The following is a 13,869-nucleotide window of genomic DNA, read 5'->3' as shown; positions in this document are numbered from 1 at the left end:
GTAATGGGATGTTTTTTTGTTAGAAGAATTTGTCTGGTAAAGCTAGTTACAATTGAGATGAAATATAAACAGCGCTAACTGTCTTCAGTTGGCGCTGTTTGGCTGTTTGTGACCTCGACAGGACTATATTCAAACCATTTACTAGCAGATATGGATAATATTGTGAAGGTATTAAATGATGTTTGAATCACAATTTTCTATTGCCACAATATAGAAAGCCAAATAATAAAGTAGTGACAAAATTGATTGGTCACATTCTACGGAATGTTAAAGGTAAATTGCTTAATAAAAATAAAATAAATTATACAAGCATTCGTTGAGTCTGTTTATCTGTATCTTTCTCGGTTTCTAAAAGGCTATGATAACATTCATAAGTTCCGGTTATTTTGGAAGCAAAAGGTACTTACATTTTAACTTTGCATTTCAGCGATAATTGCTGCAATTAAGTTTTCTGCATCTTGTGTTGAAGCAATGATGCTGCCTGACCTGAGCATAAAGACTTAAGTTCCGGGTTTGACTCGGAATCCGCTGGATAGGCTCCTAGTGTTCCCACGATTTTCCCCTAAAGAGGATAGGGGGCAAAGCTGTTTCGAAATTCTTTCAATTCCTATGTTAAACGGTTTTTTATTCCACGTGACAACCTTCCGGTATATACTCTGGTTAATGTTGTGTAGCGGGCATCTCTTGAGAATAATTTTTCACGTTGAATTTTACTTGTTCCGGATTGTCGGGTAGTCAGAAAGGCAGTGTCTATCTGGACCGCGTCTTCACCTAAAGCCATTGCAGCCTTGACTCTGCGCGCATCAGCAATTCCTCCGGCAGCAATCAACGGAATTTTTACGGTATCTGCCACTTGTGGTATTAAGAAAATGTTCCTACCAAACTTTCTTCAGCATGCTGTAGCCGTTGACGGTGAGAGTGGCAAAATAAGCGTACTTCCTCCAAAAAGTGCAGCTGGAGACTATATCATAATTGAGGCAGAAATGGATCTTATTGTAGGTATGACAGCTTGTTCAGCGGAAATGTCTAATAATTATGCTTTCAAGCCCATAGGTTATTCCATCATATAATTTCAACTATTAACTAATCCTTTACAAGCCTGCTCACTGTTGAAATAACATCATCTATATCGAACGGCTTAACAATAAAAGCATCCGGCTGACATAGTCGGTCCGTCTCTATGGCTTTTGCATGAGCACTCATGAGGACTACCGGAATAGTTGATGTCGCTTTGTTGCTTTTCACATAATTACATACTTCCACTCCTGATCCGTCAGGCAGCAGGACGTCAAAAAGAAAAAGGTCTGGAATGACTGCTGGTGATAGTTCATAGAAGTCGCTGACATTGGTACAGGAAATGACCTGATAATTCTCAAAGGACAACAGGATTTCTAACGCCTCCCTAATGTTTTTTTCGTCTTCGAGTACAAAGACTTTTTTCATAACGTTTTAATAATTAAGGAACTAAGTTTTAAAATATACAAATAGTGTGCAAATATTAATAAGCGCGGAATGATAAATAACAGCACTTCGGTTTCAGCATAGTACAGACTTTCGATCTGGTTTTTATGCTTACACATAGATCTTCCTTTCTTTTATCATAATGTGTTGCATCTTCTCCAGTTTTTTCAGGTGACGAATTACGGTCTCGGCCCTGGGTACATTAAATCCTCTGAAACTACTGTTATCAGAGGATTTTATTTTAAAGGGTGGTTAAAAAGGTGGCTAAATTGACTTTACTAATTACAATTTCCAATCAATTCCCTATTTCTTCATTCCGCACTTCATTTATTGTTTTACTTCATAATCTGAAAGGTTGATATAATAGTCTGTCTGCGAAATGTACCTAAAATTATACTGAACAGCACCGCCGGGAAATACGGTATATTCGCATAAGATGATAAAGTTGCCCGGTATGTCCTTTGGAAAACGAATGGGCAGCTTTGCATCTATATTCAAATCGTTGAAAAGAGATAACACCGCCAAATCCGCTTTCGTAGTCGCCAGATAGAACGTAGATTTATCATTGGTCTTTCCGTAGCTGACATTGTATTCCAATCCTTTTATCTTATGGAAGCCAGAAAAAGTATCTCCAAAATATCTGCTTTTGCCTGTGGCTTTCCAGTAATCGGGCAATATGGCTTTTTTGTCGGGGTACAGTTAGTGTTTTATCAGCTTTTTCCTCTGGTTCTTTTCTCCGTCCTGATACGCCTGTAACACTTCTCCGCTAGGCTTCAATATAAGCCATAAGGTCATCTCGTCCTTTTCACGATAACCTGCATCATCAGGCGTAAGCAGCCAATAGTTTAATTTGGGTTCACGGTATATTGCCATTTGCGCCTTTTTACCGTTGGCATTTTTGTATTCCCAAACCCACATTTCGGAAAACTTGTATTGAGTAGTACTTTTTATCGATTTCTTTTGCTGGGCGACAACGAAGAGCGGAAACAGCAGAAAAGCCATAAGCGCTATTTTGACAAACCTGTTCATCATCTTGCATATTTAATATGATTTATAACCTGCCGGATTAAAATTGTACGAACCGTCTGCAATGCCTGTAATCTTTATCTGAAAGCCTGCACCAGAAATTTCGGTAACCAAATATGTCATTCCATCCACCGAAATATAGCCGAGGTTATAAAATCCGAATGCATCAAACTTACCAGGCGGCAAGCATACATCTGGCGACGGAACAATCCAAAAGCTGATGGTTCTGCCTTCATCGTCCTTTCCCGTATATTCGGTTTCGGTGTTAGTCGTATTCAGATGCTTCCGGGTCTTACCGGTTTTTTTGAAATCGTTCTTAAAACGCTTTTCGTTGAGTGCATCATCTTTTATGACTGATATATTAGTGCCTATGGGCATCGAATGACGGTATTTTTTACCCTCTGCAATCATATATTGCTCCATTTTACCATTGCGGATAAACTGGTCTATGATAACATTATCCTGCCCCTCCTCACCGGCATAAAATTGTTTAAAAGCTTCGTTCGGCATATAGGCTTCTCCTGCCTTCAGGTTCAGAAAGAAATAACCATTGCCTGAATGTGCCTCTTCGCCGCTGGCGCTTGCATAAAATGATATTTTCTTTGTTTCATTCGGACAGGTAAAACAGCCTTTTTCTTTAAGGTACTTTTCTAAATCAGTCTTTTTAAGGTCTATTGATTTTCCGCTTCCTCCGTAGCTGCGGTCAATTTCTTCCAGCGTGCGTTTTTCATCTTTTATGCTTTCGCACTTATCCAATATCAGTGTAGCGTTGGATGCGGCGGCAGTCCAGAAATTGTTTTTCCCTACCAGCTTGTCCACTTCGCTGGCTGCGATGGTGATTTCCGAAAACTTACAGCCTTTTCCATCAATGCAAACCGCAAGCATTTGCTTTGTTTTTTTCTCCTGGGCATTGGTAAAGGACAAAAAGAACTGAACAAGCAGGGTTAGGAAAAAAATCTTTTTCATAATGAGTGATTTAAACATAAATTTTGCTTTTTATTAATAGATAAAGTCTTCCTTAGCCTTTCCCAAGGCTTGAAAGACGACATAATTCAAGGTAACTGTACCTTCAAATGCTTTCCATTTTTCGGGGTTTTGGACGTCTTGCGGGTATCCGATATTTCCTTTGAGCCTGATAATGGTCTTTTCCGGTTTTAATGATAGAATTTCTCCTTCCATATCAAAAGCCATCATCATATCGGCTTCGTTATTTTGATAGTTCGCAATAGAAAAGCTCATAGAATTTTCGCCATTGGTATTCATCCGGCCTTTTATCGGGCGCATCTGTGTGAGATCTGTTCCTGTAAAACCAATGAGTATATTATCTTGTCCGCCTTGTTCATTGGTAATGGTCAGTGATATGACTTCTTTGGCTGCGGTAATGGTAGCGAAGCCGTTTCTGAACCGTTCGTTCAGGTTCAGTCCGTCATCTGCAATGTCTATTTCAGCTTTGTTCTTTTCGCTGTTTTTGATATTATCCATATCGGTATCTACACCTGTTGCTTTTTCCAGTACCGTTTCCAATGCAGACATTTTGTTTCCCTCGTTACTATTGCATCCGGCGATACAAAAGACCATCACAAGCAATATTAGATTTCTCATACTGTCTTTATTTACACTTGTTCAATACGATTCGGCTAATTTTACAGCTACCGATTTGTTCTTTTCCGTGTCGTTACTGATGTCGGCTCGAATTTCAAACTTTACACCGTTTTGCAGCACATAAAGCTCATTGGTAACCACATTCCAAACTGCTGCATCGCCAAGATCTTCCACCGTTCTGTAACCTTTTGATACTTCTTTGAAAGCATCGGCCATTGTTCCACCCGTTTTCTTGATTTCCTCTTTGCTGATATTTTGTTCTTTCGCTTTTTTCATTGCTTTATCGGCATCCGCATCGCCAGAATTTCCTTCGGCAATTTCATCAAGCGCATCGTTTGCCGCCTGCATCTGCTCGTCCGTCACTTCCCTGTAACTTTGATTAAAAGTAGTAGGTGACATCGGCTTTATGGAGCGTACAACTACCATATCGGGCAACTGCATTTCGTTGTTGAAACCACGTACCTTTCCCATCCTGCCGTTTTTGAATTTATACACAAACTCGTGGTTTTCGGGGTTTTTAAGTCGGTTGTTGTACTTTGTTTCCATCACGTCTTTTGAAAATCCGGTAGCGTTCAAAACATCGGTTTCGGCAAGCAATGCATCGTATTTGTTCTGATAATCCAAAAGACATTTGTTATCGCCTTTGGCATTGGGGTCATTGGATTTGCTGCTGATAACGGCATCTAAATTAATGTCGTTGTCGTTTTGTTTTTTGTCGTCATTGTTCCCACAGGAAAACAGTGTAAGACAAAGCACCGTTACGGCGACTGTTATTTTTATTGATTTCATCTTCTACTTATTTTAACTGTTTTTAAAATTATTGAATGCCTGAAAACCATTTGCCGAATAGATTACCCATTACAGGCACAGGGGTTTCTTTACCGTTAATGGCATTGAGCAATCCCATAATCCAAAGGATAAGCAGGGCAAACATTCCAACGATACAGATTACCCATCCTAAAAATGGAATGATATTGATGAAGCCCAATGCTAATCCGGTGCACATTAGCCCTAAGCTCTGGCGGATATGGAAATTGGCAAAGGCATTTTTCTTTTCGGCATTCTGCACAAAGGCAACTATCAAACCTATTAAAGTGATATAGGCAATGATGGCGGTACTTTTGCCATCGGCCGTGCTGTGCTGTCTATTTGTTTCCATATTTTATAAAAGTTTAGTCTTTTATGCGTGGTACTTTTGGTTTTGGGTTATCTTCTAATCTTGGAACGTTCGGTTTTGGCTTATCTTCCAACCTCAGTACATTGGTTTTAGGCTTATCCTCCAATCTTGGGACGTTCGGCTGAGTATGATCTTCTATTCTCGGTACATTCGGCTTAGGGTTATTGCCGGGTTCAACGGGAAGCAGGTCATCTCCTTTAGGATTTACCGGGAGTAAATCGTCATTGCCTTTAGGGTTCACCGGCAATAAGTCATCATCCATAGGTTCGTCGTTTCCAAAAGGGTCCGCTGATGATTTTTCTTTTACGAGTGTAAAAGTTACGGGAACTTTACCTATGCAGGTTTCTTTTGTAGGCACTTTTATTTCGATAGTATAAAAGGTTTCTATTTTTTTCCTGCTCACAATGGTAACATCATAGTACATTTTCATACCTCCCGATTTATTGGAATTAAAATCGAGTATGCCTTTGTAGGTATTATATCCTGTCTTAACCCATCGCATTTCGTTTGATGGAAAGAGTTGTGCCGGATTAAATGGATATTTAAAGTTGATAGTTCCGTTTCCGGCTGTTCCAGGCGTGATTTTGCTTCGGATAAAAGAACCAATATTACCAATACCATAGCAATCGTTCCCGGATGAAGTTCCGTATGAAGCACTCCAAACGCCGTCTATGGGTTGCAGATAAGGATTGAATAGACCAATTTGTGTATAGCCGTCGCCGCCCCATTCTCTGTCAATATCCTCTCTGGATTTTTTGTCCAAATAGGTAATGACTTCGCCGTTATTCTTTTTGCCCAATACAATGATGTCATCTGATTGTATATCCCTACCAAAATCTTTATCAAACAGGTCACTTTCAAAATCTGAAAGTTCAAAGGTGCAGCCACCACCCTCGGAGCAGTTGGCGATAATCACCTTTTCAGCAAATGCAGCTACCGAAATCAGCATTGCAATCATTAAAAAATAGAGTTTCATAGCAGGTAATTTTAAGGGTTCAAAATAACGTTGACCAGTTCGGCTGATTTTTTCTTCGCTAAGGTTTCGTCATCGCCAAAATTGGCAGTAATGGTAAAGGCGGCATCTTTTGCCAGTACATGCAAGGCATTCATCGGTGTTTCCCAAAATGCCATTGTAGCTATATTGCTTAGCTTTTCCGTTTTGCGCCTGCTTGCATAATCGGCAATGTATTCTGCTTCTGCGGTTCCTATTTGCTTGTTGAAATGCTGCTGCTTTGCCATATCGTTTACCTGCATCTGCAAGCCGTCATTGGTTCCGTAATATTTCTCAAATTCTGCTGCGGTCATCTTTTTGATAAAGCCGATGCTGAAACTGTTGTAATCATCAATCTCGTGTTTGCCATTGCCAACCTTTTTCTTATTTCCGGTAGCCCAGCTATACAATAGGGTATATTGACCTTGCCGGTTAATATTGTTTTCGATGTGTTCATCAATCTTGTCAACAGGCACATCTGCAACTGCAGCAACCATTTCTTTGGTAAGGATTTTTTGCAATTGGTTCTGATTGGAAATAACTACTTCCGAATTAAAGTCATCGGGGACACGCACACTTTCTGTATTACCACCGCAGGAAGCAAAAAGAAGGGATGCAATGAGTATTTTTAATGCTTTGTTCATTACCACCAGTTTTTATTGTTTGATAAACTCAACACGGCGGTTCTGCGCTTTGCCTGAAGCAGTGTTGTTGGACGTTACAGGTTGGCTTTCCCCTTTGCCGTCTGTTATTAACCGGGAAGCCTCTATCCCAAATTCCTTTACCAAAGCATTTTTTACCGAAGCAGCACGGCTTTGCGACAGCATTAGGTTGGTATCATCAGCTCCGTCGCTATCAGTATGCCCCACAATCAAAATATTTCCTGATATGGCTTTAATCGCTTGTGCGGTATTGTTAAGCGTTGCCCAGCTTTCGGGCTTGATTCGGGAAGAATTTACGTCAAAGTAAATGGAATTAGTAACGAATTTTCCAGCAGTTTTTATGTCCTGCGTAGCATTAGGTATGTTTCCTGCAATGCGAACATTACTCAAATACATCCCATCGCCCCACATATTGGTAGAAAAGATAAGATTGTACTGTGCTTTTTTGGAAAGCCCGTTGGGAAGGTTGAGTAATTCTTGTCCGTTGAGATAAAGCGCAACCTGATTGCCGTTGCGGTATATAGATACACGATTTACTGCGCCTGGGTTCCAGTTGGATTTGAAGGTATTCTCAAACAGCAGTTTTTTGCCGGACAGGTTGGAATTGTACTCGGACTGTGCTGAAACATACACCATTTTTGTACTTCCGTGCGGATGCACATCTAGTTCTATTGAGGGCTCGGCAGCCCAATATATACTGTACTCGCTGCGGTCGTCCAGTACAATAAAATTTGTTCGGAAACCACCCTCCATTTCAGACATTTTTGAAGGGTCGGCGTAGAGGTCAAACTCAAGCGTAAACTGCTCGGGTAGATTTTTAAAGCTGTTCGGGAATACAAATCCTTTACGTGGCATTTTAAGCCAGTTGCCGCCTGATACGGAAATTGTTCTGACATTGGGTCTTTCAAAATCTGCGGAAGGATCGTATTCGTATAAATGCCAGTTGGTATTGCCTGTGCCCAATCTTGCCGTGGTAAAATCTTCAAAGAACAGCACATTTTTTCCAGGGATAAAGGTTGAGCCTTTGTATTGGCTGTAATCGGTATTTCCGTTTTGGGTGGTATTTTGATTAGCACCGGAGTTAGTGTTATTTCCGGATTGGGAATTACCATTATTAGATTTATCTTTTTTCTTAAAGATGTTTTCAATGCCTTCTTCCACTTTGTCGAGACCTTTTTCTACGATATCGCCGCTCTTATTTTCTGCTTTCCGCTCTGCAGTATTTTTTGCTGCATTTTTTATCCGGTCAAAGATTTGAGCATTGCCCGTAATTATCCCAAACAATAATAATGAGCTAAGTAATGATTTCTTCATAATTAAGGATTTTATTTTTTAATGAATTTTTTGGTTTCCGTTTTTTGTCCGCTGATGATTTTGACGTAATACATTCCCGATGCAAGGTTCTTCACATCTACTGAATTAGAGCTGTATTGCGTTTTCAATAATCTTCCGTTTTGGTCGGTTATTTGTATTTTGTCTGCTCTTTCGGATAGATTCAGGATGTCGGAAACGGGATTCGGATAAATTCTGATATCAGATTTTTTTTCAGAATTTACTGAAAGAACAGATTGGTTTATCCTGAATGTTCTATCTCCATAAATGGTTCCGTCTATAGTTCCCGTGAAGAAAACATCGCCGTTCAGCTCAAAAAATTCGGCGGAAGACGATGAGCCTGTTCCCGGATTGATGTCGGCGATCATCGTGATCTGCAAACTTTCCAAATCAATGAAATAGGGCTCATCTCCGTATTGAGGCGTATAAGCGGTAAAAAACAATTTTCCGTCTTTTAACAACGGTCTGTGGCCTGCCCAGAAATACTCGAGGTTGGTCAGCTTTATCGTTCCGGCTTCTGTTCCATCGGTTTTATAGAGCTGGTTAGATGTTCCGTCGTGCTGCTGAAAATAGAGCAATCCGTTATATTCAAAAAGGATTTCCGGCTGACTTCCACCGGTATTATTTCCAGGACAGATTTCTTTTACCATCATTGTTCCGGCTTCTGTTCCGTCGGTTTTCCAAAGCTCAACACCGTGCGTATTATCTTTTGCCGTGAAAAAGATTTGACTGCCCATTTTTGTAAAACTAGATGCTGCTGAATTATCAAAATAATTGGAGGAAATCAGAATGTCTTTCAGAAGTTTTGTTCCGATGGCAGTTCCGTCAGTTGTCCAAGGCTCCCAACCGTAAGCTTCTGTGATTGGTGAAAAATAAATTTTCCCGTTTATATTTCTGGTGCTGTTCAGCTGAGTATAGCTGCTCAAGGCAGATGTGGAGGTAAGGTCTATCATATTGTGATTCACAATGCCATTACTTCGCCAGATCGTCCATCCTCCGGATGCTGTTCTTCCGTTAAAAAGAAAATCGGTATCATTTAAAAGTATGTAGCCTGAAGTATCAGTAAAAGTTGATTTTGGAGTTACGAGAACTTCACTATTAAGGTTTCCGTTCATCCGCCAAAGAAATCTGCTACTGCTGGATTCTCTTTCCATAAAATAAATCCAGCCATTTTGCTCAAACATTGGAAAAGGTCTTACAATATCAGAATTCCACATCACAAGATATGTCCCAATATCAGTTCCGTCTGTCCGCCAAATCTGGTTATTATCGGTCTGGAAATAAGCAATATTCCCGACTTTTAAGAAAGAATACGGAATGCTGCCGATGGTTCCCGGTATAATGTCTTTCAGGAGATGAGTTCCGGCTTCGGTTCCGTCGGATATCCAAAGCTCTTTTCCATGAGTTGTATCATTTCCCATAAACAAAGCTTTATCACTTAGAATAACATCCGGACGAAAAGAAAAATCAGCAATTTTTGTAACCTGTGAGCTTGCTGACAAAGAAAGCAGGACAAAAAGCAGAGAGAATTTTTTCATAAAACATATTTATTTTGAGATTACATATTTAGAGTTAGTGCAGAAAATTAAGGAAAGTAAACATCTGCGGAATTTTTTTTAGTTTTGTTTACTTCGAACATATTTTTACACTAATGAATAATGAGCAGAATTTTATCAAGAGATTAAAAGCAAAGGACAATTCTGCTCTGGAAATTTTTTATCGGGAGAATCAATCGGCTTTCTTAAGGTTTTCCAAGCAGTATGATTTGGAAGAAACGGAAGCAAAAGATATTTATCAGGACGCCGTGATTGAAGTGTATGAAAATGCACAGAAAGGAAAGCTTGATAATCTGGAAGCCAAACTTTCTACCTATCTTTTTTCCGTAGGAAAATATATGATTTTCCGCAGACTAAAAAGAAAAAACAACATTCCGACCGATAAATTTTCCGATGAAACAACGGATTTTTCCGAAATTGATTTCGATAATGATAATGACGAAAAAATCCTGAGACTTCGGGGAGCTTTTCTAAAACTGGGAGACCAATGTAGAGAAGTTTTGAAGCTGTTTTATTACGAAGAAAAAAATCTGGACGAGATAATGCAAATCCTCAATTACAGCAGCAAAGATGTTTTGAAAAGCCAGAAATCCCGCTGCTTAAAAAAATTAAAAGAAATACTAAAAACAAAATGATGGATAAAGAAAGCCTGACAAACGCCTATTTCGAAGGTCGCCTTACTGATGAGCAAAATACGGAGTTTCAACATTTGTTGAAAACCGATGCCGATTTTTTGCAGGAATTTACATTTCAAAAAAACTTGAAAAAAGCGATTGCTTTAGAAGAAAGAGCGGCCCTCAAAAAACAACTTGAATCTTTCGATAAAAAAACTCCTGCAAAAGTACTCCCGATGAAATGGATTGCTTTTGCAGCTTCGCTGCTGCTTTTGTGCGGATTGGGAAGTATTTTGTTTTATCAGCAAAAAACGGATTATGAAACATTATATACAGAAAATTTTGTGGAATTTCCGAACCTCACACACCCTGTGGTAAGAAGTGGAACTGCTGAAAACGAAACCGACAAAGCTTTTTCGGCGTATGATAAAAAAGACTATAAAAATGCGGTAGTATGGTTCTCAAAGATCGGGAACAATGAAGCTCTTTTTTACAAAGGAATTTCAGAAATGAGCATAGGGGAGTATCAAAACGCAGCCAATGATTTTTCCAAAATCAACAAAGAAAATTTCCCTCTGAAAGAACATCTGATGTGGTATGAAGCCCTGAATTTCATAAAGCTCAATAATCCCGGAAAAGCAAAACAAAACCTGAAAATGCTTTACGGCAAAGGAGTTTACGAAAAGAAGGCGAGAGAATTGGTGCTGGATTTATGAAAAGTATATGTTGATTTCCCTTGTTATTCTGAATGGAATTTTGTGACGCATTATGAAAAGGAAAAATCCCTTTTATGACAAATTTACAAAGATTCTTCACTTCGCTCTGCTTCGTTTAGAATTACAAAGGCTTTGATTTTCACTTGTGTAATTTCTGAAAATATTTCCGTTTAAGCAAAAACCAGAAAAGCCCAATTCCAAACATTCCCAAAAACATCCAAAAGATCCATTGATAATCTTTGCCTGAGATCGGATCGGTACTTCCGTTTACGATAAATCCAGCCCAGAAATAGGGATGATTTTTCAACGGATTGTTTTTTACAAATTCACGTTTTGCATTTGCAAGCGCCTCATCTTTTCGCTGTCCCTTTTTTAGAAATTTGTAGAAATATCCCATTAATTCAGAGGTTTCCCTGTCGGGAATTTCCCATAAGCTGAAGACGTTGCTCCTGCTTCCTGCAAATGTGAAAGCGTGAGAGATGCTCATAATTCCTTCGCCATTCTTCAGATAGCCATTCCCGGTATTGCAAGCGCCCAGAACCACCATTTCCGAAGGAATATTTTGATTATAAAGCTCCTCAAAATAAAGCGGAACATTATTCTGGAACAAAAGACAAGATTTACGGAAATTATTTTCATCCAGAATAGAATGCATCGAAAGATGAAGAATATCCGAAGTTTTAGCTTGCTTGTAAAAATTGTTTTTCGTGGCATCTTTGCCGGAAAAAAAATTCCCGGAATAGAACGCAAGGATTTCCTGTGCTTCTTTTTCCGCAAACTTCAAAGGAAGTGTCCTAAAACCATTAAACACTGATCCTGCTTGATAAAAAGGGGCAAATACAGAAATTTTGCTTTGGGTTTTCCGATTTCCGGAATGATTCATCTGCCAGAGCGCAAGAGAATAATGATAAGAAAGGTCGAAATGATCAGACAAGTATTTCCCGTTTTTTTGTAAAGACTCAAAAGGCAGATAATTCAGAAAATCATCCGAGATCAGGATGATTTTTTTGGCAGATATTTTCGGAAGGAGGATTTTCCTTAGTGCTTCAGAATTGTCCGGAAGAACTGAAGGGGTTTTAATTTTTCCTATAAAATCAGTTGTTAATTTTTTAACAACATTGGCTTTTCCCAATTTCAGCAGTTCTATTTTCCGCTTCGTTATCAACACTTGAAAAATATCTTCTGTCCCTACATAAAATTTAAAAATTTGCTGGTCTTTTTTCAGATTATCAAGTATATTCTGAATGCTGTGTTTATCCTCTGTCAATATCCGGAAACTGGTGGAAAGCTCATCCGAAATATTTCTTTTCTGAAGAAATTCTTTGTAAAGATGCTTGGAAGAATTCCGTTCGATAAGCCCAATAATTTCCGCTATTTTGCTCTGATTATTGCGGTATTTTTCAAAACCGATATTCAGCAGTCCTTCCGTAATTTTGGTATGAAGGCTGTGCAGTAAAGGATTGAACTCGCCTTTCAGATAAAATTCCCAAAACATCTCCGAAGAGATCAGCAATAATTTTTCCGCTTTTTCGAGATCGGTTTTTTTGTGTTCTTTTTTGTATTTATCCAGAAAAATTTGTCCCGAACTAGCAAAAATATTTATGAAATAATTAGAATTCAGATCTGTAAAATCATTAAAATTCAAATCATTTATTTTGGTTTGCTTTCTTGTTTTTTTCAGGATGATTTCCGAAATGTTGTTTTCTGTAAGAGCTGCCGCTTTCTGATATTCTCCGAGACCTGCGTAAGCCATTGCCTTCATCGTGTTCAAAGAATAAATGCTGGAATTAAAATCTTTTTTCTGCCTGACTAGATTCAGAGATGAATTGATCCAGAACAGCGCTTTTTCATAATTTTTCAGTTTCAGAAAAGATGCGCCGATTTTTGAAAAAGCAATCATCCGGTAATGCGGATAATCGGTTTTCAGCGCATAATCTGCGGATTTTTCCGAAGCGCTGATGCATTTCAGAAAATCCCGCTCGTTATAATAAAATCCCGCAATCTCCGAATAGCAGGAATTGATGTAATTCCGGTCTTCATCGGTTCCGGAGGCCGTTTCTTTCATGAAAGAATTGAGGATTGCAGTGGCATCGTCCGGTTTTTTATTCATCAAAGCGACGATCAGCTGCATTTTCCTGAACACTCTTCTGGCGTGCGGAAAATCTTTGTCACTGACAGGGATTTTTTTAAATATTTCCCGGAATTTTTTCTCTGTACGATCCAGACCAGTCAGATCGTTGTAATTATTCTGGTAATAAAACAGGTCGTTGTAGGTAGAGATGATCTTGGCTTTTTCAAAAAGATGAGGCGATTGCTCCATTACCTCCAATGCTTTCTGAGTGTAAAAAATTTCGTTCTTTTGATTGTAGTTCCCGCTGGCAGAATAGGCGAGTTCGAAATAAGTCCTACCAAGCAGCTTTCTATTTTTAATCAGCTCGTTTTTATGATCTTTCAACAGAAATTGCAATATTTTTTCTGCTTGCTTATAATCTTCGCATTGATTGAGAGAATAGGCTTTGGCAAAATAAAAATCTGCTTTTTGTGCTGAATTAAAATCCGAAATTTTATAAGAATCAAGAATGGACAACGCTTTTTTACAATCTTCGTTTTCCGTTATTTTTTCTAATTCCGAAAAGGGAATAAGACTCTTTTGCTGGGCAAAACCAGCAAAAAAATTAAAGACTAGCAAGCAGAAAATAGCGAACCTGAAAAGCATTTTGTAATGAATGCTT

At 38.9% G+C, this 13,869-nt stretch carries 16 protein-coding genes; 3 read left to right on the top strand and 13 right to left on the bottom strand.

What is annotated here, in order from left to right; all coding sequences use genetic code 11:
• Positions 1-607: 607 nt before the first annotated feature.
• Positions 608-853 carry a nitronate monooxygenase gene (locus AC3WV0_RS12440; protein ID WP_488846398.1) on the bottom strand — a complete coding sequence of 82 codons (246 nt, stop codon included), beginning with the start codon at positions 851-853 and terminating at the stop codon, positions 608-610.
• A gap of 16 nt (positions 854-869) precedes the next feature.
• On the opposite strand from AC3WV0_RS12440, the gene AC3WV0_RS12435 reads away from it, so the two are divergent.
• Positions 870-1,070: a hypothetical protein gene (locus AC3WV0_RS12435; RefSeq protein WP_488846397.1), complete on the top strand. Its 201-nt coding sequence runs from the start codon at positions 870-872 to the stop codon at positions 1,068-1,070.
• 13 nt (positions 1,071-1,083) lie between these two features.
• Here the strand turns inward: AC3WV0_RS12435 and AC3WV0_RS12430 are convergent, their stop codons facing one another.
• The 11 genes from AC3WV0_RS12430 to AC3WV0_RS12380 form a co-directional block, all read right to left on the bottom strand.
• Entirely contained in the window at positions 1,084-1,443 is a 360-nt protein-coding gene (locus AC3WV0_RS12430) for a response regulator transcription factor (protein ID WP_488846396.1), read from the bottom strand.
• A 345-nt stretch (positions 1,444-1,788) separates the two neighbouring features.
• The gene (locus tag AC3WV0_RS12425; RefSeq protein ID WP_488846395.1) at positions 1,789-2,136 is read right to left on the bottom strand and encodes a hypothetical protein; all 348 of its coding nucleotides are present in this window, start codon (positions 2,134-2,136) and stop codon (positions 1,789-1,791) included.
• Positions 2,137-2,160: 24 nt separating this feature from the next.
• Positions 2,161-2,463 (bottom strand): hypothetical protein, encoded by a 303-nt coding sequence (locus tag AC3WV0_RS12420; RefSeq protein ID WP_488846394.1) that lies wholly within the window; start codon positions 2,461-2,463, stop codon positions 2,161-2,163.
• Positions 2,464-2,502: 39 nt separating this feature from the next.
• A complete protein-coding gene (locus AC3WV0_RS12415) occupies positions 2,503-3,453 on the bottom strand; it encodes a hypothetical protein (protein WP_488846393.1) in 951 nt (316 codons plus the stop codon).
• Positions 3,454-3,486: 33 nt separating this feature from the next.
• Positions 3,487-4,089 carry a hypothetical protein gene (locus AC3WV0_RS12410; RefSeq protein WP_488846392.1) on the bottom strand — a complete coding sequence of 201 codons (603 nt, stop codon included), beginning with the start codon at positions 4,087-4,089 and terminating at the stop codon, positions 3,487-3,489.
• A 21-nt stretch (positions 4,090-4,110) separates the two neighbouring features.
• On the bottom strand, positions 4,111-4,878 hold the full coding sequence (locus AC3WV0_RS12405; protein WP_488846391.1) for a hypothetical protein: 768 nt from the start codon (positions 4,876-4,878) through the stop codon (positions 4,111-4,113).
• Positions 4,879-4,906: 28 nt separating this feature from the next.
• A complete protein-coding gene (locus AC3WV0_RS12400; RefSeq protein WP_488846390.1) occupies positions 4,907-5,248 on the bottom strand; it encodes a DUF4870 domain-containing protein in 342 nt (113 codons plus the stop codon).
• 13 nt (positions 5,249-5,261) lie between these two features.
• On the bottom strand, positions 5,262-6,242 hold the full coding sequence (locus tag AC3WV0_RS12395) for a hypothetical protein (protein ID WP_488846389.1): 981 nt from the start codon (positions 6,240-6,242) through the stop codon (positions 5,262-5,264).
• Between the two features lie 11 nt (positions 6,243-6,253).
• The gene (locus tag AC3WV0_RS12390; RefSeq protein WP_488846388.1) at positions 6,254-6,901 is read right to left on the bottom strand and encodes a hypothetical protein; all 648 of its coding nucleotides are present in this window, start codon (positions 6,899-6,901) and stop codon (positions 6,254-6,256) included.
• A gap of 12 nt (positions 6,902-6,913) precedes the next feature.
• Positions 6,914-8,233 carry an OmpA family protein gene (locus AC3WV0_RS12385; protein ID WP_488846387.1) on the bottom strand — a complete coding sequence of 440 codons (1,320 nt, stop codon included), beginning with the start codon at positions 8,231-8,233 and terminating at the stop codon, positions 6,914-6,916.
• An 11-nt stretch (positions 8,234-8,244) separates the two neighbouring features.
• The gene (locus AC3WV0_RS12380) at positions 8,245-9,789 is read right to left on the bottom strand and encodes a T9SS type A sorting domain-containing protein (protein ID WP_488846386.1); all 1,545 of its coding nucleotides are present in this window, start codon (positions 9,787-9,789) and stop codon (positions 8,245-8,247) included.
• A 113-nt stretch (positions 9,790-9,902) separates the two neighbouring features.
• Here AC3WV0_RS12380 and AC3WV0_RS12375 point away from each other — a divergent pair, with 113 nt between their 5' ends.
• Both AC3WV0_RS12375 and AC3WV0_RS12370 read left to right on the top strand, forming a co-directional pair.
• Positions 9,903-10,442 carry an RNA polymerase sigma factor gene (locus tag AC3WV0_RS12375; RefSeq protein ID WP_488846385.1) on the top strand — a complete coding sequence of 180 codons (540 nt, stop codon included), beginning with the start codon at positions 9,903-9,905 and terminating at the stop codon, positions 10,440-10,442.
• Positions 10,439-11,137 (top strand): tetratricopeptide repeat protein, encoded by a 699-nt coding sequence (locus tag AC3WV0_RS12370; protein WP_488846384.1) that lies wholly within the window; start codon positions 10,439-10,441, stop codon positions 11,135-11,137. Before AC3WV0_RS12375 ends, AC3WV0_RS12370 begins: the two co-directional genes overlap by 4 nt.
• Positions 11,138-11,276: 139 nt before the next feature.
• Here the strand turns inward: AC3WV0_RS12370 and AC3WV0_RS12365 are convergent, their stop codons facing one another.
• A complete protein-coding gene (locus AC3WV0_RS12365; RefSeq protein WP_488846382.1) occupies positions 11,277-13,853 on the bottom strand; it encodes a CHAT domain-containing protein in 2,577 nt (858 codons plus the stop codon).
• Between the last annotated feature and the right edge of the window lie 16 nt (positions 13,854-13,869).

This window comes from Chryseobacterium sp. 27AL (assembly GCF_057815395.1).
The sequence above is the reverse complement of the archived record's forward strand: the minus strand, read 5'-3'. Positions and strand labels throughout refer to the sequence as shown.

Excerpts from the sequence above, each read along its gene's own strand:
- AC3WV0_RS12435 (WP_488846397.1), top strand. The coding sequence starts at position 870 with ATGTTCCTACCAAACTTTCTTCAGCATGCTGTAGCCGTTGACGGTGAG.
- AC3WV0_RS12430 (WP_488846396.1), bottom strand. The coding sequence starts at position 1,443 with ATGAAAAAAGTCTTTGTACTCGAAGACGAAAAAAACATTAGGGAGGCG.
- AC3WV0_RS12420 (WP_488846394.1), bottom strand. The coding sequence starts at position 2,463 with ATGGCTTTTCTGCTGTTTCCGCTCTTCGTTGTCGCCCAGCAAAAGAAA.
- AC3WV0_RS12415 (WP_488846393.1), bottom strand. The coding sequence starts at position 3,453 with ATGAAAAAGATTTTTTTCCTAACCCTGCTTGTTCAGTTCTTTTTGTCC.
- AC3WV0_RS12410 (WP_488846392.1), bottom strand. The coding sequence starts at position 4,089 with ATGAGAAATCTAATATTGCTTGTGATGGTCTTTTGTATCGCCGGATGC.
- AC3WV0_RS12405 (WP_488846391.1), bottom strand. The coding sequence starts at position 4,878 with ATGAAATCAATAAAAATAACAGTCGCCGTAACGGTGCTTTGTCTTACA.
- AC3WV0_RS12400 (WP_488846390.1), bottom strand. The coding sequence starts at position 5,248 with ATGGAAACAAATAGACAGCACAGCACGGCCGATGGCAAAAGTACCGCC.
- AC3WV0_RS12395 (WP_488846389.1), bottom strand. The coding sequence starts at position 6,242 with ATGAAACTCTATTTTTTAATGATTGCAATGCTGATTTCGGTAGCTGCA.
- AC3WV0_RS12390 (WP_488846388.1), bottom strand. The coding sequence starts at position 6,901 with ATGAACAAAGCATTAAAAATACTCATTGCATCCCTTCTTTTTGCTTCC.
- AC3WV0_RS12385 (WP_488846387.1), bottom strand. The coding sequence starts at position 8,233 with ATGAAGAAATCATTACTTAGCTCATTATTATTGTTTGGGATAATTACG.
- AC3WV0_RS12380 (WP_488846386.1), bottom strand. The coding sequence starts at position 9,789 with ATGAAAAAATTCTCTCTGCTTTTTGTCCTGCTTTCTTTGTCAGCAAGC.
- AC3WV0_RS12375 (WP_488846385.1), top strand. The coding sequence starts at position 9,903 with ATGAATAATGAGCAGAATTTTATCAAGAGATTAAAAGCAAAGGACAAT.
- AC3WV0_RS12370 (WP_488846384.1), top strand. The coding sequence starts at position 10,439 with ATGATGGATAAAGAAAGCCTGACAAACGCCTATTTCGAAGGTCGCCTT.
- AC3WV0_RS12365 (WP_488846382.1), bottom strand. The coding sequence starts at position 13,853 with ATGCTTTTCAGGTTCGCTATTTTCTGCTTGCTAGTCTTTAATTTTTTT.